The following is a 22737-nucleotide window of genomic DNA, read 5'->3' as shown; positions in this document are numbered from 1 at the left end:
GACATGTGTTCCATTGCGGCGCTGCAGGGGCAAGATGCTGACCTGCGCGTTTTGTACTGGATAGCATCGAGGCGGATATCAGCGCGGGCGCCGCGTGCCGGACGGGCGCCTGTCATGGGTTGTGCCCGCCACGAGCCGCCGTCAAGCCCCGGAGTGGGGATGCATCGTACGACGAAGCCTTGCCGGGCTTGCATTGCCCTGATTGCTCAGTCTCGTACGCAAGCGGGACACGATCAACTGTACCCTACCGCTATGCCCGAGTCCCGGCGCCTGGGGCAGAAGATCCTGATGCAGACACGCCAGTATGGCTGCGCCACTTGCCGGGCGGCCTGGACGCGTCACCAGTCCTCGTGCGAGCCTTTTGCCTACTGGGTGATGCTAAGTTCGGCGCGTTCAGGCTGAACGGATGTCGCCGCAGAAAATGTTGACGAATCCATCTGCGGGTGCGGTACGGACCACCAGCGCGTACCCGCCGGCACGTAGTTGATCCAGCGGCACGGCCACGCGCTTCTCGAACGCCGGCACACCGTTGCCTAGGTTGCCGTTCTGGATGACCGTCTGGTTCATTTCATAAGCGGGTCGCTCTCCCAGGGCTGCACAGGTGCCGGGATAGATGTAGGTATAGAGATGAACCGGCACGGAAACGGTCTCTGGTACGCCACCGATGAACAGACTGATACCCGTGTAGCCGCTACCGTTGGGCGTCAACGCGGCCTGTGCGATGTGGCCAGTGTTCGCTGAGGTGGCTCGCAAGGGGACCAGCACCACATTCTCGTCAAGGCTTCCGGCTGTCGTGTATCCGGAGAAGCAACTGAGGAGCACAGCGAAGGAAATCCAGTTTGTCTTATTCATCACAAACCTCCTTCAGGTCGCCGACGGGCGAAGTATGGATATTCACTATAGGATCTCCTCAACTTGCCGTCCGTGTGGCATTGCCAGAGATGAATGCGGGGTATCGTGGCGCCGGACTATACCGATTAATGACGGTTATCAGTGACATACAAATCGATACTGGACGCCTTACCGGTGCCTTTACTACGCTTGGCAACATTGCGCCAAAACGAAGGGAGGCAGCGAGATGAATAGGGTACGCGGCCTCATCAAGGTCCTGGACCAGGCCCGTATCCTGGCAGGTCCCTGGGCCATGCAGAACCGGACGCCACGGGCGGGCCAAGCCTGACCGTTTCGGAGGCCTTCCCGGTGCTAGTCTGCGTCGGGAGGCACGCGTTGCCGGTGCTTCTGGAGCAGCGTTACGGCGTGCGGCTTCTTGCTGCTGGAGGTTGGCGCGACGTCGCCGGCCGGGATGATCATGCTGACGCAGTCGGTGTGGTGGCTGGATGGCGGCATCGAATGCGCGTGAAAGCCATTCGGCACGAGCGCCGATCAAGTGCTGGCAGGTGTTGAAATAGGGCATCGCTGATGCTCGACGCCAGCCTTGCCGAGTACGCAGGCACTGGCGTGTATGGCCACCGACGCGAAAGGGCCCCGTTCAGTCGAGGCTGGATTGCGGGCCCCGTCTGGGGATTAGGTATCTCTTGATGACTCAAACATTGGACCGGCGCCGACTTGCCGTACATCTGGTGCCTAGTACTGAAAGTATCGATGTTCGACACCTCTGTGCTGTGTAAGATCGGGAGCGTTTCTTCGAGAAATGTCATATAGCTGTCGTCGGTGCCATCGCAGCTTCGATTGACTAAAATCTCCCGCAACGTCAGATATTGATATTCACTCCGGTCGCCAACGTTTGGGTAATCGATCCGCCTCGTTGCAGCGCCTGGCGAGCACTGGCATAGACGTTCGCGTTGTCGTCGAGGGACCGAAGCGTGACGAGCGGACTGCCCTTATCGCCTTGGCGCGCCATCAAGACGATTTTCCTGCTGGATCGGTCGAGATCTTCAGAGTCGTTGCAATCCATCGGGCACGGCGGGTATTCCAAATGGTGACGTAACAGCTCTTTGCGCCCGCGAACTTTGCCGTGGGAGGCCGATTCAACAGATTGGCAGCCCCGCAGCAGGGCGACGGGAACTTAGGTGTCGTTGCCAATCCCCCAGCATTTGAGTTTTACGCACGGCGCCGACTTCGTGCCGTCATCGGCGGATATCAGCACTGAGGCGGGAGTGGGCCCCAAAGAGCGGCCAACGGAAGTCGGTTGCGCAGGCCAACTGGCATGAGTCGTTACGCCGGAAAATACTGGGTATCGCGGAGTGCAGCGTGAAGACGTTGGCGACGAAATAAATGCAACACCCTACAGTTCGCGCGGGGTTGCTGCACTCAAAAACGCTCCCGCGAAATTCCCAACTGACCCCTGACGGGTTGGCGTGCAAAGCGGCCCGCAAAATGCGCGTGTCCACTGCAGGATAATTCGTCTTATCTGCTATCGTAAATCGGCCGACACCTGCGGCCCGCGTGCTGCCTCCCGCCTCTGCCGTGCCCTCTCCGATACCTGGAGCTGCCATGGCCATGTTCTCGTCCCTTTCCCCTGACTCTGCGCCCGCGCCGCCACATGGCCCCCATAGTCCCCGCGGCCGCTATAGCGTGGTGCGCCCGCGCCTGCACCGCGGCCACTTCGCCTTCCTGCGTGCGGTGGCGCAGGGGCTGTCCGCGCGCGCCATGTGGGCGCGCTACCTCGCCGACGCGGGCGCCTTCGACGACGGCCCGCGCATGCACCGCATGACCGGCTGGATCCGGGCCGAACTCGGGGCGGCGGCCGCGCGTGGCGGCGACTTCGCCCGCGCCCGGCTGCTGCGGCTCGATCTCGCGCCACCTGGCGCCTCGCCGCTGCCGTCGCTGGCCGATTTTGTGCGAGCCGCAGGCCTCGATGGGTTCGCGGAAGCCGAGCAACTGAGTGCCTATGAGGCCGCCTTTGGCCCGGCGTTGGCCCGTCAGCGCCGCCGCAAGGCGTTGCTGCACCGCCAGCTCGACGCGATCCACACACTCGAAGCGCAGGTCGCCCAGCCGGTGTCGCCGGCGGACGGCTGCGAGGCCTGGCTGGTCGAGGCGGTGGCGGCGCGCCTGCATCGTGCTGGCCTGATCACGTTGGGCGATCTGGTGATGTTCATGCAGGCGCGCGGACCGCACTGGTGGCGTCCCTTACGCGGCATCGGGGCGCGCAAGGCGCACGCGATCACCGTGTTCCTGCGTGCCCACGCCGACACGCTCGGCGCCGTGCCGGCGTCCGACCCGAACGAACCGGACGCGATCGACGCGGTGGGTGCGTCAACCCAGGCGAGGGCGGGACCTGCGGAGCCCGTCAGCCCCTGGCTGCCGCTCGAGCGCTTTACGCCTTCGGCTGATCTGGATGGACGCACCGGTACCTACCGTTGCCCGCGCACGCAGTGTCGGCTGGCGGCGGACAACGACCGGGATGCGATCCTCGCGTGGCTCGCCAGCAAGGGCGATGGTGCGGTGGACGTGGAGGGGGCGGAAGGGGCTCTGAACGCGACGCAGCGGGCCTACCGCAAGGAGGCCGAGCGCTTTCTGCTGTGGGCGGTGCTCGCCCGGGGCCGCGCGCTGTCCTCCGTCACGATCGAGGACGCGGTGGCCTACCGGGACTTCCTGCTGGCGCCGCCGGCCGACTGGTGCAGCGCGCACACCGAGCCGCGCTGGAGTGCGCGCTGGCGGCCGCTGGCCGGGCCCCTGTCTGCCGCCTCGTGCGCCTATGCGTTGGGCGTGCTGGGTAACCTGTTTGCGTTTCTGGGCGCGCAGGGCTATCTGAGCGGCAATCCGTGGCGCGCGGTGCGCGCCCCACGTACCGTGGTCACGGGGCTCGATCCCGGGCGCGGCTTCACGGCAGACCAGTGGTCCCTCCTGGTGCGCGTGTTGGCGGCGCTGCCGCCCACCTCGGTCAACCAGCGACTGCAGTTCGCACTGCCCTTGCTGTACGACACCGGCCTGCGCCTGTCTGAACTCGTGGCCGCGACCACCGACGATCTGCGGCAGGAAGGGCTGGCGGGGCAGGGGGGAACCCTGGGGTGGGACGGCTGGTGGCTGCAGGTGGTGGGCAAGGGCGGCCGCCTGCGCGAGGTGCCGCTGCCGGCGACCCTGATGCGGCAGTTGGCCGAGTACCTGATGACACGGTGCCTGCCCGGTGACCCGCGGCAGGCCGGTGGCGCCGCGTTGCTGGGCGGGGCAACCGATCTGGCCCTCCGTGTGCCGTGGGCCAATCGGCGGACCGTCGATCCGGCCGCGCCGATTGCGGCGAGCACCTTTCATCGACAGATCAAGGCGTTCTTTCGGGGCTGCGCGCAATCCCTCGCGGTCGCGGATCCACCGGCCGCCCGATGCCTGGAGCGCGCCAGTACCCACTGGCTGCGGCATACCCACGCCTCGCATGCGCTTGCCGCCGGGGTGCCGGTCGAGGTCGTGCAGCAGAACCTCGGGCATCGATCGCTGGCCACCACCACGCGCTATGTGCGCACCGAGGCGGCGGCGCGCCGAGCGGCCATGGCGCATTTTTGGGCAGCGCAGTCGGCTTGAGACGGGCAGCGCGCTATCAGGCATGGCCCGGGCAGGTATGCGTGTTTACCCTTGATTGCGGTGCCACAGTCGGGCGTTTCCCTGCGCGCGTCATGTGCGCGATGCCACGCGCTCAAGCTCAACAGGTGAATGTGGGAACGACGACGCTTTGCCAATCCCACCGAGGACATGGCGAAAATGATGGCATCACAAGGATCAATACGTTGATGGTTTGGATCGTCGGATACTTTAAAAAATAGCGAGCAGTGGCGATGTTGAGTCTTCTATCCTCGTCGTTCAGTCCCATCGACTATCGATCGACAAATGACATTGGTGTTCACATACATAAAATCGCGGCACAACAATTAGCAATAAATCAGTTGATTTAAATCATCAATCCTTTCATGAATTTCCAGAAAGATGCTGTTTCCGCAATGCGGAAAATAAAAACGCCATGCTGTCAGGCATGGCGTTCGGACCTTTGATTTCAGTGCTTGCGGTTCTACCATCGAACTCGGCTTGACTCGTCTGGCTGCAACCAGTCGAGCGACCAGCGACCCAGTTGGGTCATCGGGAACCGGCAAACCATCTGCCTGTACCCTCCGTCGATACTACGATGCGGCAATCGGAGTATTGGTGACGGAGTGGCCAAGGTCAAGGGATTCTTATGTCCGGCTTTCCAGGCTGAAGGAGGCTTGCATGAGTGTCCCAGACTGCATCCGGGTGCATCATCGACTGCGCTGGCCCCCGGCGTGCGCGTTCCTGCGCCGCGGGGAAAACGGTGGCCAGCGATGACGGGCCGCCATCTCACCCCGGCCAACGTGCGTCTCTTCGCCGATGGCAGGGACATCCTGCCTCCGCTTGGGGAAAATTTTCTGATGCGCGCATTGCCGGCAGCCGCGTCCGACGATGCCCTGCACAACGCGCGCAACGCCGCAGCGGCCGCGACAGCGGTCAGGGCCCGCATTGCTTGGGGGCTGACGCGAGCCGATTGCGTGGAATATGAGGTTCGGACTAGTTACGTCGCCTCGCGGCAGGAGTGTCCATCGCCCAGCGCCTCCTCGCCATACAGCGGGTCGTCACCGCCGGCGGCGGCCGCACGCTGGCGGAGATCCTTCGCGTGCAAGCGCTCGCCATGCGTTTACGCGGCGTCCATGCGCTGGACCTTGCCGTGGCGTCAAGCGTGAATCTGCCGCGTATGAGCGCCTTCTTGTGTGCACCGATAACGGCTGAGATCCACAAGCTGCTGTTTGCGCTGCGTGCCTATGCCCGACCCTACATTGAACACACCAGCACCGTGGAGTGCCCGCCCACATTTATCAAGTTCCATTCTTGCTTGTCGAGATGCTGTCCCGCTTGCCTATACCAGTGCGCATTCGTCAGGTTCGCATGGCAGATATCTCGTACTGCTGCGGTCCCATGCGGGCAGGGTGGGTCTCGGCCGGGGTCGAGGCCACACGGGCGGCCCAAACACTGACAGGAGATATCCATCATGAGTAAAAGCCATCTGGTACCCCAACACGCAGGGCGCGCTTCAATCGTCGTGCCCGAAGCGAATCCGGCGAGCTTTCTGGTCGAGCGACTGGGCACCTATCCAGACTTCGGCGCGGTCTGCAAGGCGATTGCGACGGCTTATTGTGGCGAGCATCTGACCGCTTCCCCGGTGGCGCGCTCACGCAATATGCGGATTGAGATGGCCATGCAGGACGCGTTCTTCCCGACGGGCATTGAACTGGTTGCTGGGCTGCGGATTCTGGCCGCGACCGAGATGCTCACGCAAGCCCGTGGCAACGACTTTGTCGAGGTCAACCAGCACGCCGCGCTGGCGTCCTTCAACGCGCTGACGCAAACCTATTCGCTGGCAGAGGCACTTAAGCACAGCCCCGCCCGATTCTGCATGGTCATCTGTGGTCCGCTCAGCATGTGGCTGGAAAAGCTGATGTATGCGCTGCGCTCCATTTTGGGCCCCATCCATCGCCACCATGACGTGGTCCATCCGGACGGCCAAGGCGGCGTGGTGGTCATGCCTTCGGATCTCGTGCAGATTCCGCTGCTCGTCGTCAAGATGCCCGTGCGAGTGACCGAAGCCGGCCTGTACTTCGCGGTGCTGGAGGCGCTAAGCCCCTTCGTTACGAATGATTTGCTGCACAAGGAAGGCCTGAGCCGGCGCAAGATGGAATCGTATGTGCCGACGCTGGTACGGGGATTGCTGGCCTTGCATGTCGGGGTCATAGCCATTGTCGGCATGCGCAAGGCGCATCTGCAGGCGACACATCTGCCGCAGTTCTACTTGGCCTTGGAATGGCTGAAGGCGTCGGGGATCGGTGTCGTCATTTGTACGGCCCCGGGCATGCTTGCCCAGAAGCGCGGCGATCTGTCCCCCCTGTGCTGCGCAACGGAAGCGGCAACCTTTATCGACAGCTATGACGATCGGGACCTCGCGAACCTCGCACTGCATTGGTACGCGTTGCTCGAGCGCGACGAGCCACAACCCCCAGGCCTCGTGGAGGCCATCGGCGCGGTCCATGCTCAGCGCGAGGCCATCTTCATGATCTTCCGGGAACTGCATCACCGACTGGACGTGGAGCGTCTGTCGATGGAAAAAGCCACGGCAAACATCGAAGCGGATGCTTGCGCTGCGCGCAAGCGGCAGAACGAGCTATGGGAGATGGAAATCGTGCCCTATACGGATGGCCAGGCATACCGGGATTGGCTTCCGTTCGACACCGTGATCGAGGAGTTGCGGCCCCCGAGATCCGGAGGGTGATCTCACTGTCGCCATATATTTGGAGGTTTCACCATGTTCGATGACATTGGTCCCGTCTATGCATGCTCCGACGTCGAGTCGGCCGCGAGCATTGCCAACCGCGCGTTGCTCGGTCGTCCGCTTACCCGTCACAGGAAGTACTCCAAGGTATTTGTGGTCGAGCTTGCCTACGGCACGGTCTCGTGGCCACTGGAAACGGTCGCCCAATTGGGGGGAGGCCTGCTGGGGACCGTCGAGACGCTCACCCGCAAGCGAAGTGTCACCTACTACGCCGCGCTGTCCATGGGCGGCATAGAGCGTACCAACTTCCTGAAGGCCGTCCGGACGAGCAGCGACACTTCCCTTCGCCGGGACAATAGCCGGGACGCCTGCGATCCACCCCCGTTCACCCAAGCATGCCCGCGATGTGAGGCAATGATCTGGAAGGACTATGGCACGCGTGCGCAACTGGTGGTCCATCAGCCGCCATTTGTCGAGGCTTGCGTCCTCGACGGCTACGGGCTCGAGCCATGGGTGCCGGGCGGTCGGCCGCCCAAGCATCGCGGCCACGGACGTCAGTCCTCGCAAGGCAAGATCGCCTTCGCGCGTGACGTCATGGCCGTGTGTGAGGCGGCAGCCGACCTCGATGGGTTTGTCGACGGGCTTCGGCATAAGCTGCATGAGCTCGACCTGATAAACCGGAGCGGCCGGCTCAACCGCATGCTGCTGGCAAGGATGTTGGCCAGTTACGTCATCAAGCACTACCGGGGCTCCGCGCTTGAGCAGGTGTTCGATGTCGAAAACGCGTGCAATCCGCTCTACGAATTCTTGAGGCGGCCGGAATACACCGCACCGCCGCATTATGTGGTGGTGCTCTACGCGCTGTTGCGCGACACGCAACCGGTCACCTTCGTGCCGGCAGATCATACGATCGCGGCGCTGCAAGGAACCTGGGGGGCCAGAACCTATCAACCGCCCCTGCCTTCAAAACCGGCCGACAGGAACTTCGTCGGCCTGCTGCAGGCCGGGTTTTCCCGCAACGGAGCCGCCGCGCATTGCGGCCTGACCAAGGGGCAGGCGGAACGGCGGCTGCAGAACGTGGAGGGGTTGGCGGAGCAATGGCGCCAAGCGCGTCAGGCAGTGCTACGGCACAGCGCGCGTCAGGTCTTTCTGCGCTTGCATGAAACCGTACGGGCACAGCCCTGCGGCACGCTGCATCAATCGGAAGCCGCGGCCTATTCTTGGTTGATGCGGCACGATCAAGAGTGGCTCAACGCCCATCAGTTTGGTCGCCTTTCACCGACGGTCGCCCGGAAGGTCAGCGCGCCACACCGCAAGCTGAAGGCCAACGATATCGAAATGGCCTTGCCGCATCTAGCCAAGACGTTGATCGGGACACGGGATCGGGCCAGGGTCAGGTATCCCCGTGAGGTGACGCATCTGGGCAGGGTGTCAGGGATTCCCTGGCGCCAACTTGCTGCCTTGTGCCGCGCATCCCCTTCCCTGGACTGCGCGATCAAGGCCCTCCTTCAACGCCAGAGTTTACGGGTCTCCTCAAAGCCAGCAGGCCGTAAGACTTAAAAGGCGGAAAGACATGACACTCATCCTCGCCACGATTGAGCAGGACTGCGTGCTCGATCCCGATTTCGAGATGCCCCGTGTTGACAAGCTCGGCGTAGATACAGGGTTTGCCTACGATTCTAACCTGTTTGTCCGGCTAAGCAAGCGTCGCATACAGAGTGTCGGCCTGACGCAGAACCTGGATGGCGGCCGCCGCAATGCCATCATCGGTAAGAAGGCTGTGGACCTCGACCTAGTGCTGAAGTTCTCGCCGGGGGTCGTCGCTGCGCGCCCCAATTATCCGCTTGTCATCCGTTTGCTCGAGACGGCGCGCCGATCGCAGCGCGGCTCCTCCCCGCGGTTCGATGTCGTGCTGGTCGATCAGATGCTGTCGGTTGTGTTGCGCGAAGCGCCAGGCCAGCTCCACCTCCATGCGCTATTCCTCGACGACAAACGCATGGAGAAGGCGGGCGCCTTCCTCGCATGTCACGGTGTCACGTACGAACGAGTGCATCCCGAAGCGTTTGCGCCCCTGGCCCTGTCCAACGCCGCGCAGTGCTACCAATGGACCCAGAGATTTGGCGATCTCCGGCCGTTACGGGCCGCGGCGTGGGAGCTAAGCCGACGCCTCGTCGCGGTGCGAGGCGCGCGCAAGGCAAAGGCTCCGCCGTCGAGCAAAGCAATGCTGATGCGACTCGATGACGAACTGGCCGGCATTGCGGAGTCACTTGGCGTTGGGCTTGACGATGCTTATACATTGCTGGGGGCGGCCGTCAAATTTGGCTTTGCCCGGCCTGACCCGCGCAAACGTCTGGCGGTCATGGAGCCGCTCTACTTGATCTAGGACGATGTCATGGCGGTTGATCTCTCTGCGCTTGTCGATTTCCGAAGCGTGGTGCGGGCCAAGTTTGGCACCACCGACTTTCATCACTACCGCTACCTGCTCAGTGACGAATGCAAAGGGGTCGCGGCGTTCTTTGACCTCGACTACCGCGGCGTTAACATGGACAAGATGTTCATCGTCCAGCCGCTGTCGCTGCTCGCCACAATGGACGACGACATCGAGGAAGCGAGGGACGTCTGGCCTCCCGCGGAGCTGAATCGCCCGCAAAGAGAGCAGGACGGCGAGAAGGGCTACCTGGAAACCTGCTGGGACGGTCGATGGGATGCCGTCAAAGGCATCGTCGCCCAGGACGAGGCAGACATGGATCTTCTCGAAGGTCATCCCGTCACGGAGTTATTTCTGAACGCCAGATGGCGCGAAAGCGTGATCGAGCGGCACGCCACGAAGCGCAAGATCTCGATGGTGTCGTTGCGACGGCATCTTGGGACGTTTTTGCGTTTTGGTGGGACTAAAGAGGCGCTGATACCGCAGACGCTGGGCCACTGCGGAGCACCTGGTCAGCCAAAGAGCGAGTGGGACCACAAGAAAAAATTCGGTCGCAAGACGACTACGCAGCGACGGGGGCGCGCGGCGTGGAACGGACGCAACGGTGTTGGCCCTTTTTGGGTGAAACGCATTACCGACGCATTCGACGTGATCATTGAGCGCGACAAGGAAGGAGCCTGGTCAACCCTACAGAATGACGACCTGTTTCTCGGCGTGTTTTTCGACAATTGCTGCTTCGAGACCGACGCAGACGGCCAACTGCATGCGATCGATTCATCGTGCTACCCGACCTATCGGCAGATTCTGTATCACCGCGACCGCATCTTGTTGAAGCGGCCGGAATTGCTTCCAGAGTGGAAGACGCTATCCCATCTGCATGGGGGATATGCCACCGATCTGACTTATGATGTCCTGAGCATTGGGGACATCGACGCCACGCCATTTGTAGACTATGTGCTCGGAGTCGCCAAGGACGAGACGCTTCCCTTCAGCAAGGATAATTGTATTCAGATTGGTAGCCCCACCTTGTTCTTGGGGTTCAGTCGAGACAGCGGGGCCGCGGTTGGTTGTGAGGTCGATTGCAATCCGGAGTACGGCGACCCTTACCGGTACTGCATGTACGACATGATGCTTGCCATGGAGGACAAGGCGGAGAAACTTCGTGAACTCGGTCTGGATCCCGCTAGGCTGCCGGGCATAGTGTCCGGCGGTTTTGATGTCATTGTGGCGGACCGGGGGCCGGCGGCTTCGCAGAAAGTTATGCAGTGGACCGTCGCACAGAAGATGGACATACGACTCACCCGCTCCGGTGCGCCGATGGACAAAGGCACGGGGGAACGTGGGATCGGCCAGATCAAGAGTTGGTTTCGCAAGCAACGGCGCGCGATGCGCAAATTGATCGTTCGGAGGACCCTGCGAAAGCTCAGGGCGCTTCCCCTGACGTTTCAGAATCAGCAGTACATCATGGATCATCACAGGCAGCGCAATGAAGCCAAGAAGCGACGCGTCACCATTGTGTCGAAGTCGGCATTCCTGCGCGCTGTCATCGAAGCGATGAACGAGGTCAACCTCATGAGGAAGAAGGATCCACGGCGCCTGACGGAAGACATGCTGTTTAGCCCCCATCCTCCGGAGCCGACCGCTGCTTCCATCTTCAACTACTACCAAGGATTGCGTCGGGGGACGGCAAACTATCCCCGACGTGCCGTCGACTTGCGCGAATCGTTGCTATTCCTTGAGGATTGTCCTGTTGTTCGAGGCAGGATTCATTTGGCAGGATGTCCCTGCTGGTACGGCAGCCCGGCCTGCCATGAGATCGGCCGCGAGGGGGCTGAACGTCTGGTCGCACACGTCGAGGACAAGGCTCTCGATCCGAAGGCCGGCCATGAAGTAATGGTTCGCGCCACGCGCATACCGGGCAAGAACCTTGTCTGGTGCCTCCTGGATACGGGGGAATGGCTGTTACTTTCCCCGGATACGAAATCGGGCGCTGCGTACGGCGTGACACGGGACCTCTCGGATACGCGTGCGGTCCAGGATAAGTGGTGTATGGATAATGAGACTGCACGTACGAAAAAAGTGGTCGCGCGGGTGAACGCTGCGTTGTCGGCCAAGGCGGTTGCCAAAGCGGAACAGATTCTGGCTAGGATGGCGCAGGAGGGTGACTTGTGGACTGGCGTCAAGGACATCGATCGGCCTGCCCAAGCCAAAGCGAGACAGGAAGAAAAAGTGGCGCGCTTCCAGCAAGCCGCAGCGGGAAGTGGGCTTCCGGAGATTGGAGTGGTACCGACCGAACCGACGGCGTTGTCGCAGCACTTGCCACCGGCCCACCCGAAAAGAAAGTGTCATACGCGCGCGGTTGCCGACATGCTCGCGGCGTCGGCAACGGAGCCCGCTCCAGCGAGCTCAACCGATAGCGCCACGTCGGATCCCGATGCGCCATAGCGCGATGGAGTCTGGCCGCAGCCTCCTCCGTGAGGAGGCAATCGCCAGGCTGCTTTCCTGCCTTTATTGTCCAAGCGGCGATTACGCAAGAAAAGGGCTCCCGGGCTCCATGTGCGGTTTCCACGCGTCTGGCGCACGTTAGGGAGCCAATCCAGCAAAGGATTTGAAGATTTTCTTTGCCTTTATTGTTTGAATCTTGCAGGTTTATTGTTTCCCGACAAGCGCGCGGATCGAGCGCAGATAGAGCCTGGGCAGGGCTTGGCCCGTAGATGATGGCGCGATCAGGCCGCGCCAACGGGTTCGAACACGACGTCGCTGGTCGGACACGCCACGCAGGGCAGGATGTAGCCATCCTCCTTTTCGTCGAGGCTCAGGCCTGGCCATTCCACGCGGTGACGCACGCTGCCCGCGTGAAGTTTGCTGATGCAGGCGCGGCAGGTGCCATTGCGGCACGAACTGGGCAGCGACACGCCATCGAGCAGCGCCGCCTCAAGCAGACTCAGCGAAGCCGGCGCGGCAAAGCGTGTATTTGCGGGCAGGACGCACGCCGTGTATTCGGTGTCGTCGAAGGTGTTCCCGTCGCCAGTCATGCCTGCTCTTCGGTATCCGGGAATCGGGCTCGGCCGTGCGTGGCGTCGCGCAGCGTGGCAATCGCGCCATCGCGCAGCGTGGCGGGCAGGCGGATCAGCAGCGTCGCCAACGCGTCATATCGGGTGTCGACCAGCGTGCAGCCTTCGGCGGCCGACAACTCCAGCCAGCGTCGCACGCGCGATTCGTCGGCATAGTCGATCTCGATGGCAAACGTGGTGTACGCAATGCGTTCGATACGCTCGGCGTCCTTGAGCGCGCTGGCGATGGCGTCGGTATAGGCCCGCACGAGGCCGCCCGCGCCCAGCTTGACGCCGCCGTAGTACCGCACCACGGCCGCCAGCACGCCGTCGAGGTCGTGATGGCGGAGAACTTCGAGGATCGGCCGGCCTGCCGTGCCAGAAGGCTCGCCATCGTCCGACATGCCAGACTGTCCGCCCGCCAGCAGCGCCCAGCACACATGGGTGGCGGTGGGATGCTGCGCCCGCAGATCCTGAATCACGGCCATCGCCGCGTCACGGTCGGCCACCGGCACGGCCAGCGCGATAAAGCGGCTCTTGCGGATCTCGATGTCGGCGTGAACTGGGGCGGCAAGCGTGTAGGTAGGCAAGACGGGGAAATGCAGTGGTCGCTGGGCAGGAGGCGAGTGTAGCGCAGGCCGATGGGTGGCCACGGAAACCGGGCCGCGTGACAGCTTGCTGACCGTCAAAAAAATGTCATGCTGGATGCTTATCCCCCGCCACGGGGCGTTCCGTCCACATTGCCCCGGCGCCCGATTCGCATACCTATCCACCCACATAGAACCATCATGTCCGACCAACCCCTCGTTGCCCGTCGCCGTGCCCTGAAAATCCTTGGTGGAGCCCCGATGCTCCCGATCGGCGCGGCCGCCGCGAGTCTTGCGAGTGGGATGACCGCGATGGAGGCCGCGTTCGCCGCCGCACCCCGGCGCAAGGCTGGCGCGGCATTTACCTCGGCAACGTTCACGGGCATGGCCGCGCCGTCGCTCGACAATCCGGCGGCGATGGCCACGACGACGGTCGGCTCGTCGATCAAGGTGTCTTACAGCGACGACAGCGCGCAGGAATATGCGCTGGCATACCAGCCCTTCTTCGTCACCGGCGACATGCTGCCCGATGGCAAGGGCGGCAAGGTGCTGGCAGGCGGTTACTACGACATCCATAACCGCGCGATCATGGACACTTCGGTGCCCGGCAAGACGCGCCAGTTCTTCTCGGACTGCCCGGACGGCAGCTCGCTGCTGACCGTGCGCGGTGCGCGCGTGCCCGGCGTGAAGGGCAACACGGTGTTCGCGGTAGTGCAATTCGAATACACCACGCGCGACCAGGCCAACGGTGACATGTACGGCATGCTGCCGTCGCCGATCGCCGTCATCACGCTCGACCAGGACCCGAAGACCGGCAAGCTCACTCCGGTGCGCTATCACAACGTGGATACGTCGGCGGTGAACGGCCTGTGGATCACCTGTGGCGCGAGCCTGTCGCCGTGGAACACGCACCTGTCGAGCGAGGAGTACGAGCCGGACGCGGTCAAGGCCGCCACCGACAAGCGCCTGCGTGGCTTCAGCCAGAACCTGTATGGCGACGCAGACCGCGCCAATCCCTACCACTACGGCCATCTGCCCGAAGTCACCGTGCACGCCGACGGCACGGGTTCGATCCGCAAGCATTACTGCCTGGGCCGCATCTCGCACGAACTCGTGCAGGTGATGCCGGACGAACGCACCGTACTGATGGGCGACGATGCCACCAACGGCGGCCTGTTCATGTTCATCGCCGATCGTCCGCGCGATCTGTCGTCGGGCAAGCTCTATGTGGCCAAGTGGCACCAGACTTCCGGCACGGGGCCGGGCGCGGCCACGTTGTCGTGGATCGCGCTGGGCAGCGCGACGAGCGACGAGATCCGCAAGCTGGCGGATGGCGGCATCAAGGTCTCCGACATCATGGACGTCAAGACCAAAGACCCGGCTGATAGCGCTTACACGCGCATCCTGATCGATGGCAAGCCGAACTGGGTGAAGGTCACGCCGGGCCAGGAAAAGGCGGCGGCGTTCCTGGAGACCCATCGCTACGCGGCGCTCGTGGGTGGCAGCTTGGGCTTTACCAAGATGGAAGGCACGACGGTCAATATCGCGGACCGCAAGGCGTACTCGGCGATCTCGCGTATCGAATCGAGCATGTTGGCCGGCAACGCGGCAAATGCGGGCGATATCCGCGTGGAAGGTCCCTACTCGGGCGCCGTGTACGAACTGAACCTGCGTGGCGCGCAGACCGACCATGCTGGCGCGCGCATCGACAGCGAATGGGTGCCCTTCGACATGGCGCCGGTGCCGGCACTGGTGTCCGAAGACCTCGGCGGCGGACCCAAGAAGGCGCAGGATGCGCTCGGCAACTTCGCCAACCCGGACAAGGTGGCCACGCCGGACAACCTCAAGTTCTCGGAGTCGCTGCGCACGCTGTTCGTTGGCGAAGACAGCAACACGCACGTCAACAACTTCCTGTGGGCGTACAACGTCGACACGAAGCAGCTGTCGCGCTTGCTGTCGTGCCCGGCCGGCGCGGAATCGACCGGACTGCACGCGGTGGACGAGATCAATGGCTGGACGTACATCATGAGCAACTTCCAGCATCCTGGCGACTGGGAAGCGGGGCTGCACGACAAGGTCAAGGCACAGCTCGATCCGCTGGTCCGCGCCAACTACAAGGACCGGTTCGGCGCGGCGGTGGGCTACCTGACGGCGACTCCGGCAGCGATCCGCCTCGGCAAGCGGGCCTGACGCCGCGCTCCGCCCGGTCCTGCTACCCTGTGGGCTGCGCGCCCGGCATCCGGACCGGGTGGCAGCCCCACGAGAAACCCCATGACCGCTGATCCGACCGCGCGCCGCATGGCGCCCGCCACCGACCGCAATCGCGAGCCGATCCTGGCCGTGCTGCGCAACGTACTGCCGCGATCGGGCACGGTACTGGAAATCGCCAGCGGTACTGGGCAGCACGCCGTGCATTTTGCGGCGGCGCTTCCGGGTTTGACGTGGCAGCCGAGCGATCTGGATGCGACGCACCGCGAGTCGATTGCCGCCTGGACCGAACATACGCAGGTCCAGAACGTTCTCCCACCCCTTGCCATTGACGTCCGCCAGGAGCCGTGGGGCATCGATGCCGTGGACGCCATCGTCTGCATCAACATGATCCACATCGCGCCCTGGGCCGCGGCCCAGGCGCTGTTCGAGGGTGCGGGCAGACGACTGGCGCCGGGAGGCGTGCTGTACCTCTATGGCCCCTACCGCCGCGAAGGCGCGCATACGGCGCCAAGCAACGAGGCGTTCGACCGTCAGTTGCACTCGGCCGATTCGGACTGGGGCGTGCGCGACATGGAAGCCGTGATCGCACTCGGCACGACGCACCGCCTGACGTGCGATGCCCCGATTCAGATGCCGGCCAACAACTTCAGCCTGGTGTTTCGCAAGCAGGCGTGAGCGACGGCCGGCGCACTGCCCCGCGCGGCCGGGGCGGGCTGCTAAACTTCACTGCGAAACACTGTCCATCTGCATTCAACGTGAATCTGTCCAACCTGGAACGCCAGCTTTCCTTCCTCCGGGAAATCGACCTGCTGAAGAGCGTCGTCCGGATGACGCCGCTTATCAATCAGTCACGCCGTGAGAACAGCGCGGAGCATTCGTGGCACCTGGCCATGTATGCCCTCGTCCTGTCGGAACATGCGGCGGCGCCTGTCGACGCCCTGCGCGTGGTGAAGATGCTGCTCATCCACGACATCGTGGAAATCGACGCAGGCGATGTGCCGTTTCACGACCCGGCGGCAAGAGCCGGTCAGGCGGCGCTGGAGGAACAGGCGGCAGAACGGATTTTCTCGCTGCTGCCGGCCGCGCAGGCAGCGGAGTTCCGGAGCCTGTGGTCCGAGTTCGAAGCGGGAGAAAGCGACGACGCACGGTTCGCGAAATCGCTGGACCGTCTGCAGCCGTTACTCCACAACGCAGCGACCGGAGGCGGTAGCTGGGTGGAGTGCGACGTCACGGAAGAACAGGCCATGGCACGTTACGGCCCGCCGATCGAGCGCGGCTCGCCAGCGCTTTGGGAAGAAGCGGCGAGGCTTGTGCGCGAGCATTTTCAGAAGCCTCGGGAAGGGTGACGTGGGTGGGTGTACACCGCGGGCGCCAGGTGTACCTACGCAGGGTGAGGGGCGATAGCCACACAATGCTGTGAATTCGTGTCGGATTGCGCTTTCGCCGTTGCAGTGATTGAGCCGTGTCGAGCCATTCCATAAGCTGTCCTCGTCACGTCACTGCACCGGAGGTTCAGCATGTATCTCGATCCCATGGCAGGCTTGCAGCCGCTGCCAACAGCCTGTACACCCAGCGGGTTGCGCCAAGGCAGCCGTCCCGGCCATCAGCCATTTTCGGATTCCCCGTGTGCTGTGCTCGGGTCCAGCCGGCTGCCGATTGGTCATCTGACGGTTGCGGAGGTTTCGGCGCAGGGCCTCGTGAACCTGACTCCTTGCGAACTGCATCGCGCCATCGAGGCGGGCCACTTCTACGCCGAGGGCTACGATCCCGCCGGAATGCCCACAATACTTCCGGCCTGGCAGTTCGTGCCGCCTGCGCCGAGCCTGATCATTCCGATCATCATGGCGCTCCGCAACGAGCCGTCAGGTGAAGATCCCTTTTTCTGGATGATCGCCTACGAAGAGTTGAATGATCTCACTCCGGCTGAAGTGCTATGCGGAAGGCTGCTTTGTACCCGAGGGTCGGTGTCGATTGGGCAGGTGCATCATTTGCGACGGTCCGATGCCGAACGTCAGGCAACGGTCATGGCGGCACTAGAGCTGCTCCCGTCCCGGTTGCTGCGAGCCGGCCCGTGAGGTGCGATCTGGAGTTGTCCTTGGGCGCCACCGATATGCCGGCAGACGTCGCGGCACAGATGCCGCCGCGTGGATTGGTCATGGATGCGATGGCCTCGAGCGTTTGCACGCTGAGCCGTGGGACGTTGCTGACCAGAGCCGCCTGGAACGCGGCGACGGCGCTGCCTGATTTCGTGACGCATACCCACCGATGGGGGCCGCCGGTCAGTTGCAGGCAGGCAGCAGGCCGCTTTCCTTTCCATTGGCTGTATGTCGCGGAAGATGCCTACACCGCGATATGGGAGGGCCGATTTTGCGAGAAGGTCGAGAGATATCCGGGCGCGTTCAGACTCAACGAGGCTGCCAGTGACGGCCTCCTGGTTACCATGCGGCTGAAGTCGGATCTGAATTTCCTCGAGATTGGTGGGACGACAGCCGCCAGACTCGGGATCTATGATCGGTTGTCAGAACCAGACTACCAATGGTGCAGGCATTTCGGTCTGGAGATGCACCATGTTCTCGAAGCGCTTTTCAATCGAACAGGTGCGATTGGCATTCGCTATCCATCAAGGCGCCTTCGCAACCATGCCGCACTCGCAGTTCATTCCCGTCATCTTGGCAGGTGGAGAGAATCGGTAACGATCGATGCGGCACGTTTCGGCGACTTGCCCATATACGGTGAGCTTCTCGACGATCCGTGTCGACTGACTGAGGCGCTATCAAAATGAAGCGAAGCGGTGCTGGCTAGACGCGCGGCCGCAGACAGTACAAGTAGTACGGCGAGGCCGTGCAACGACGCCAGAATCATTTTGATGGCGCCTCTAAGGCGCGCTAGACTGCACCAATGCGACTCACCCCCGCACCAGCATCACTACCGCCGTTGCGATCAAGCACAGCGCGAACGCCGCGCGCAGTTTGCGTTCTGGCATACGGTGGGCAAGGGCCACGCCCCACGAGATCGTCAGCATGCCGCCCAGCGAGAGCGGGATGCCGCTGTACCAGTCGACGTGGCCGGCGTTGGCATAGGTGAACAGCGCGACAACGGCGCCCGGGGTGACCAGTGCCAGTGCCAGGCCCTGCGCGGCGGCCTGGCGCATTCCGAACAGCCCCACCAGCGCGGGGGCGGCTACCACGCCACCGCCGACGCTGAAGAATCCGGAGAACGCGCCGCCGACCACGCCCACGGCGGGAATCCACGAGGGAGACAGGCGTGCCTGCGGTTGTGTGGTGGCGCGGCCCGGCAGGAGTCGCCACAGGAAGTACAGCGCCAGGCCAATCATGAAAACGGCGAAGATGCGGCGTAGCAGTGCCGCGTCGATCGACGTGGCGAACTTTGCGGAAGCGTAGGTGGCAAGCACCGCGGACAAGCCAAGCACGATGGCTGTCTTCAGCTCGATATCGGCCCGCTTGCGGTATTGCCAGAATCCGATCAGCACGTTCGGCGCGATCATCACCAGCGAGGTGCCCTGTGCGAGCTGCTGGTCCATGCCATAGAGCAGGCCGAGGGCCGGGATGGCGATCAGGCCGCCGCCGATGCCAAACAGGCCGCCCACGCCGCCGAGGAGCCCCCCGAGTCCAAAGATGAGCAGGGCGGACAGCAGCGAATGGTCGGGCATGGTGAATCGGGGGCGGGGTTACGATAAGCGGCCTTCAGAAAAGGCAAGTCCGCGATCATACGCGGACATGGGTAATACATGGCTGTGGTGCGTCGGGCGGATCGGGCGGAAGACCGGCACCCGCAGGTGCCGATTCCTGATCGACGCGGTCAGTCGACCTGCGCGCCAGACTGCTTGACGATCTTCGCCCACTTGTCGATGTCGCCGCGCAGCATGGTGGAGAACTGTTGCGGCGTGCCCGTCAGCACTTCGGCGCCCTGGGCAGCAAGCTTGTCGCGGAGCGTCTTGTCGGCCAGCGCGGTCTGCATCGTGGCGGCAAGCTTCTGGGTGACATCCTTCGGCGTGCCGCGCACTGCGAACAGGCCGACCCAGAGGTCGCCGCTATAGCCGGGCACGGTCTCGCTGATGGCGGGGATGTCCGGGGCGAACGGCGAGCGCTTGGCCGAGCTCACGCCCAGGGCGCGGACCTTGCCGGCCTTGATATGCGCCAGCACGGAGGGCAGGCTGGCAAAGGCCATCGGCACCTGGTTGCCGAGCACGTCATTGAGCGCCGGGGCGACGCCCTTGTACGGCACGTGTTCGAGCTTGATGGCCGCCATGCTGTTCAGCATCTCACCCAGCAGATGGTTCAGCGTGCCGTTGCCGGCGGAGGCAAAGCGGTAGTAGTCGGGCTTGGCCTTGGCCATCGCGATCAGTTCCGACATCGACTTGGCCGGGAAGGCGGGGTTGACCACCAGCACGTTCGGCACGGTAGCTACCGGGGCGATCGGCTCGAAGTCCTTGATCGGGTCGAACGGAATCGAGCGGTAGAGCGACGGGTTGATGGCCTGCGTGCTGCTGATGGTCATCAGCAGCGTGTAGCCATCCGGCGCGGAGCGGGCCGCCGTCTGGGTGCCAATGTTGCCGCCAGCGCCCGGGCGGTTTTCCACCACTACCTGCTGGCCAAGGCGTTGCGACAGATCGGCCGCCACCAGTCGGGCGACGATGTCGTTGGTGCCGCCCGGCGCCTGCGGCACGATCATCTGGATCGGCTTGGACGGATAGGTGTCGGCTTGAGCGTGGCCGACAACGGACAGGGCCATGGCGATACCGGCGATGGCGCGGATTGTACGAAGCATGATGTCTCCTCGGTGGCTTCTGGCGGGCCCATGCACTTGGAGGCCCGCTGATGTGGCGCCCACTCTAGCGGAGCCATCCGCTAAGGAGAAATTCAATCGGTGACTATGGGCATAAGGTTTTCTTATCGGACCGGGCGCGGCGGGCCGGCCATCCATACGCCGACACCAGGAGTCGCCGCTCCCATCAACCCGCTGGCGCCAGCGACCCGCCCAGCGCAATCCGTTCTCCGACTATCTCTCGCAACACATCGGCCACCGCCTCGGCCGCATTCGAGCGCGGCAGCGCGCGCGGCCAGCACAGGGACAGCGTGCGTCGGAGTTCCGGAACGATCAGCCGCCGAGGCACGGCCGCATCGCCATCGCCAAGCGACGACGCAGGCAGTATCGTGCAGGCCAATCCTTCCCGGGCGGACGCCAGCAGGAAAGGCAGGGAATCGAGATCGGCCACCACATTCAGGTTCATGCCGGCTTTGGCAAACGTGCGCTCGACCACCTCGCGCAACCCCTGCGAGCCGCTTGGCAGCACCAGCGGGATACCGTCGAGCGCCTTGAGCGGGACCGTATCCGCGGTGGCGCTGCCCCGTTTGCCCGGGCGCGGCGCGGTCACGGGTGGCGTGCCGATCAGGTAGAGCGGTTCGCTGGCCAGCGGCTCTGGCTCCACCGCGCGCGATGGCGTGTCGCGAAACAGGATGGCGAAGTCGAGCCGGTTCTGGTTCAGCAGTTCGGAGATATATCCGCTCATGCTTTCAAAGAGCTGCAGCCGGACCTGCGGGTAGCGCTGGCGCACGGTGCGTATCAGCGCCATGCCGAAGGCCGCTGCCGCCGTGGTGGGCAGGCCGATGGCCACGGTGCCCGAGACCTCCGCGCCGGCCACGCGCACGTCGGCGCCCGCGATTTCCACCTGTCGAAGGATGTTGCGCACGTGACGATAAAGCGTCTTTCCGGCTTCGGTGGGCCGCACGCCTTTCGCGCTGCGGTGCACCAATGGCACGCCGAATTCGTCTTCCAGCGTGGCAAGCTGCTGCGACAGCGCGGGCTGCGCCACGCAGACGACCTCGGCGGCGCGGGTCAGGCTGCCTTGGTCGACGATGGCCACAAAATAGCGCATGGCACGGATGTCCATGGGTTCTCCAGAGGGTGCATGGGGGACGCACCGGGGGTGCAGGCTATTGATTCTACTTATGGAGCCTTCTGCAATCCCTATTTCACAGGTCGGAGACAGGCGGGTAGATTGGCGGCATTGCGCTACCTACCCAAGACACTGTCATGTCCCGACCCCTTGAAGGCATCACCGTCGTTTCGCTCGAGCAGGCCATCGCCGCGCCGTTCTGCACCCGTCAACTGGCCGATCTCGGCGCGCGCGTCATCAAGATCGAGCGGCCTGGCCCGGGCGATTTCGCGCGTGCCTATGATGGCCGCGTGCGCGGGCTGTCGTCCCACTTCGTCTGGACCAACCGTTCGAAGGAAAGCCTGACGCTCGACGTCAAGGCGCCTGCCGCCGCCCCGGTGCTGGATTCCCTGCTGGCCAAGACCGATGTGTTGATTCAGAACCTGGCGCCGGGCGCGTCGACCCGCCTCGGGCTGGACTACGAGACGCTGTCGAAGCGCTTTCCGCGCCTGATCGTCTGCGATATCTCCGGCTACGGCGGCGATGGTCCCTATCGCGACAAGAAAGCCTATGACCTGCTGGTGCAGAGTGAATCGGGCTTCGTGTCGGTCACCGGCACGCCGGAAGAGGGCGTGAAGGCCGGCGCCTCGGTGGCGGACATCGCCGCCGGCATGTACGCATACAGCAACGTGTTGGCCGCGCTGATCGAGCGGGGCCAGACCGGCCGTGGCAAGCATATCGACGTGTCGATGCTCGAATCGATGGTCGAGTGGATGAATTTCCCGATGTACTACGCGTTCGATGGCGCCGAACCGCCGCCGCGCGCCGGGGCGTCGCATGCCACGATCTACCCGTACGGACCGTTCCCGACCGGCGACGGCAAGACCGTGATGCTTGGTTTGCAGAACGAACGCGAATGGGCGGCGTTCTGCAAGGTGGTGCTCCAGGAGCCGGATCTGGCCACCCACGCTGCGTTTGCCACCAACAGCCTGCGCAGCGTCAATCGCGCGCAACTGCGTGCCCGCATCGTCGAGGCGTTCGGGCGGCTGACCGCCGCGCAGGTGGTGGAGCGGCTGGAGGAAGCAAAGATCGCCAACGCCAACGTCAACACGATGGCCGACGTCTGGGCGCACCCGCAACTGGCGGCCCGCAAGCGCTGGCGCACCGTCGATACCCCGGCGGGGCAGATCCCGGCCCTGCTGCCGCCCGGCATGACCGACGCGCGCATGGACCCGGTTCCGGCGGTGGGCGAGCACACGGACGCCATCCTTGCCGAGACCGGATGCACCGCCGAACAGATCGCCCGGCTTCATGCCGACGGCGTGGTCTGACGGAGGCGG

General features: G+C 63.6%; 19 protein-coding genes. 11 read left to right on the top strand and 8 right to left on the bottom strand.

All coding sequences use genetic code 11. The annotated features are described in order from the left end of the window. Positions 1-393: 393 nt before the first annotated feature. The 3 genes from RN01_RS00880 to RN01_RS33685 form a co-directional block, all read right to left on the bottom strand. On the bottom strand, positions 394-852 hold the full coding sequence (locus RN01_RS00880) for a hypothetical protein (RefSeq protein WP_017514340.1): 459 nt from the start codon (positions 850-852) through the stop codon (positions 394-396). A gap of 351 nt (positions 853-1203) precedes the next feature. Continuing rightward, positions 1204-1347, bottom strand: coding sequence for a hypothetical protein (locus RN01_RS33690; RefSeq protein WP_156149768.1), 144 nt, complete (start codon positions 1345-1347; stop codon positions 1204-1206). Between the two features lie 364 nt (positions 1348-1711). After that, positions 1712-1864 (bottom strand): hypothetical protein, encoded by a 153-nt coding sequence (locus tag RN01_RS33685; protein WP_156149767.1) that lies wholly within the window; start codon positions 1862-1864, stop codon positions 1712-1714. 590 nt (positions 1865-2454) lie between these two features. Between RN01_RS33685 and RN01_RS00875 the strand changes: the two genes are divergently transcribed. The 5 genes from RN01_RS00875 (at position 2455) to RN01_RS00855 (ending at position 12095) form a co-directional block, all read left to right on the top strand. After that, positions 2455-4476, top strand: coding sequence for a phage integrase family protein (locus RN01_RS00875; RefSeq protein WP_223277408.1), 2022 nt, complete (start codon positions 2455-2457; stop codon positions 4474-4476). A gap of 1471 nt (positions 4477-5947) precedes the next feature. Continuing rightward, positions 5948-7222 carry a hypothetical protein gene (locus RN01_RS00870; RefSeq protein ID WP_024568989.1) on the top strand — a complete coding sequence of 425 codons (1275 nt, stop codon included), beginning with the start codon at positions 5948-5950 and terminating at the stop codon, positions 7220-7222. A gap of 33 nt (positions 7223-7255) precedes the next feature. Then, positions 7256-8782 carry a hypothetical protein gene (locus tag RN01_RS00865; RefSeq protein ID WP_017514265.1) on the top strand — a complete coding sequence of 509 codons (1527 nt, stop codon included), beginning with the start codon at positions 7256-7258 and terminating at the stop codon, positions 8780-8782. A 13-nt stretch (positions 8783-8795) separates the two neighbouring features. Further along, positions 8796-9605, top strand: a complete 810-nt coding sequence (locus RN01_RS00860) for a hypothetical protein (protein WP_017514266.1) — start codon at positions 8796-8798, stop codon at positions 9603-9605. A 9-nt stretch (positions 9606-9614) separates the two neighbouring features. Then, complete coding sequence (locus RN01_RS00855; protein WP_024568988.1) at positions 9615-12095, top strand: hypothetical protein; 2481 nt, start codon at positions 9615-9617, stop codon at positions 12093-12095. A gap of 281 nt (positions 12096-12376) precedes the next feature. Here the strand turns inward: RN01_RS00855 and RN01_RS00850 are convergent, their stop codons facing one another. Further along, positions 12377-12685, bottom strand: coding sequence for a 2Fe-2S iron-sulfur cluster-binding protein (locus RN01_RS00850; RefSeq protein WP_017515311.1), 309 nt, complete (start codon positions 12683-12685; stop codon positions 12377-12379). Further along, a complete protein-coding gene (locus RN01_RS00845) occupies positions 12682-13293 on the bottom strand; it encodes a YigZ family protein (protein ID WP_008651505.1) in 612 nt (203 codons plus the stop codon). The genes RN01_RS00850 and RN01_RS00845 overlap by 4 nt, the downstream gene beginning before the upstream one ends. Positions 13294-13491: 198 nt before the next feature. Here RN01_RS00845 and RN01_RS00840 point away from each other — a divergent pair, with 198 nt between their 5' ends. The 5 genes from RN01_RS00840 (at position 13492) to RN01_RS00820 (ending at position 18283) form a co-directional block, all read left to right on the top strand. Next, positions 13492-15480, top strand: coding sequence for a PhoX family phosphatase (locus tag RN01_RS00840; RefSeq protein ID WP_024568987.1), 1989 nt, complete (start codon positions 13492-13494; stop codon positions 15478-15480). Between the two features lie 81 nt (positions 15481-15561). Further along, positions 15562-16176 carry a DUF938 domain-containing protein gene (locus RN01_RS00835; protein ID WP_017511508.1) on the top strand — a complete coding sequence of 205 codons (615 nt, stop codon included), beginning with the start codon at positions 15562-15564 and terminating at the stop codon, positions 16174-16176. Positions 16177-16256: 80 nt separating this feature from the next. Continuing rightward, positions 16257-16847, top strand: coding sequence for an HD family hydrolase (locus RN01_RS00830; RefSeq protein WP_017511507.1), 591 nt, complete (start codon positions 16257-16259; stop codon positions 16845-16847). A gap of 171 nt (positions 16848-17018) precedes the next feature. Further along, the gene (locus RN01_RS00825; RefSeq protein ID WP_017511506.1) at positions 17019-17576 is read left to right on the top strand and encodes a hypothetical protein; all 558 of its coding nucleotides are present in this window, start codon (positions 17019-17021) and stop codon (positions 17574-17576) included. Between the two features lie 20 nt (positions 17577-17596). Further along, a complete protein-coding gene (locus RN01_RS00820) occupies positions 17597-18283 on the top strand; it encodes an RES family NAD+ phosphorylase (RefSeq protein WP_223277409.1) in 687 nt (228 codons plus the stop codon). A 123-nt stretch (positions 18284-18406) separates the two neighbouring features. Here RN01_RS00820 and RN01_RS00815 read toward each other — a convergent pair whose 3' ends face one another. The 3 genes from RN01_RS00815 to RN01_RS00805 form a co-directional block, all read right to left on the bottom strand. Beyond that, a complete protein-coding gene (locus RN01_RS00815) occupies positions 18407-19171 on the bottom strand; it encodes a sulfite exporter TauE/SafE family protein (RefSeq protein ID WP_017511504.1) in 765 nt (254 codons plus the stop codon). Between the two features lie 149 nt (positions 19172-19320). Then, a complete protein-coding gene (locus RN01_RS00810; RefSeq protein WP_017511503.1) occupies positions 19321-20289 on the bottom strand; it encodes a tripartite tricarboxylate transporter substrate binding protein in 969 nt (322 codons plus the stop codon). A gap of 184 nt (positions 20290-20473) precedes the next feature. Next, entirely contained in the window at positions 20474-21412 is a 939-nt protein-coding gene (locus tag RN01_RS00805) for a LysR substrate-binding domain-containing protein (RefSeq protein WP_017511502.1), read from the bottom strand. A gap of 143 nt (positions 21413-21555) precedes the next feature. Here RN01_RS00805 and RN01_RS00800 point away from each other — a divergent pair, with 143 nt between their 5' ends. Beyond that, complete coding sequence (locus RN01_RS00800; protein WP_017511501.1) at positions 21556-22728, top strand: CaiB/BaiF CoA-transferase family protein; 1173 nt, start codon at positions 21556-21558, stop codon at positions 22726-22728. Positions 22729-22737: the final 9 nt, after the last annotated feature.

Source organism: Cupriavidus sp. SHE (assembly GCF_000812445.1).
Classification (GTDB): domain Bacteria; phylum Pseudomonadota; class Gammaproteobacteria; order Burkholderiales; family Burkholderiaceae; genus Cupriavidus; species Cupriavidus metallidurans.
The sequence above is the reverse complement of the archived record's forward strand: the minus strand, read 5'-3'. Positions and strand labels throughout refer to the sequence as shown.

Coding starts and splice junctions, on each gene's coding strand:
- RN01_RS00835 (WP_017511508.1), top strand. CDS start 15,562: ATGACCGCTGATCCGACCGCGCGCCGCATGGCGCCCGCCACCGACCGC.
- RN01_RS00850 (WP_017515311.1), bottom strand. CDS start 12,685: ATGACTGGCGACGGGAACACCTTCGACGACACCGAATACACGGCGTGC.
- RN01_RS00825 (WP_017511506.1), top strand. CDS start 17,019: ATGTATCTCGATCCCATGGCAGGCTTGCAGCCGCTGCCAACAGCCTGT.
- RN01_RS00800 (WP_017511501.1), top strand. CDS start 21,556: ATGTCCCGACCCCTTGAAGGCATCACCGTCGTTTCGCTCGAGCAGGCC.
- RN01_RS00860 (WP_017514266.1), top strand. CDS start 8,796: ATGACACTCATCCTCGCCACGATTGAGCAGGACTGCGTGCTCGATCCC.
- RN01_RS00870 (WP_024568989.1), top strand. CDS start 5,948: ATGAGTAAAAGCCATCTGGTACCCCAACACGCAGGGCGCGCTTCAATC.
- RN01_RS00840 (WP_024568987.1), top strand. CDS start 13,492: ATGTCCGACCAACCCCTCGTTGCCCGTCGCCGTGCCCTGAAAATCCTT.
- RN01_RS00805 (WP_017511502.1), bottom strand. CDS start 21,412: ATGGACATCCGTGCCATGCGCTATTTTGTGGCCATCGTCGACCAAGGC.
- RN01_RS33690 (WP_156149768.1), bottom strand. CDS start 1,347: ATGCCGCCATCCAGCCACCACACCGACTGCGTCAGCATGATCATCCCG.
- RN01_RS00880 (WP_017514340.1), bottom strand. CDS start 852: ATGAATAAGACAAACTGGATTTCCTTCGCTGTGCTCCTCAGTTGCTTC.
- RN01_RS00815 (WP_017511504.1), bottom strand. CDS start 19,171: ATGCCCGACCATTCGCTGCTGTCCGCCCTGCTCATCTTTGGACTCGGG.
- RN01_RS00875 (WP_223277408.1), top strand. CDS start 2,455: ATGGCCATGTTCTCGTCCCTTTCCCCTGACTCTGCGCCCGCGCCGCCA.
- RN01_RS00810 (WP_017511503.1), bottom strand. CDS start 20,289: ATGCTTCGTACAATCCGCGCCATCGCCGGTATCGCCATGGCCCTGTCC.
- RN01_RS00855 (WP_024568988.1), top strand. CDS start 9,615: ATGGCGGTTGATCTCTCTGCGCTTGTCGATTTCCGAAGCGTGGTGCGG.
- RN01_RS00865 (WP_017514265.1), top strand. CDS start 7,256: ATGTTCGATGACATTGGTCCCGTCTATGCATGCTCCGACGTCGAGTCG.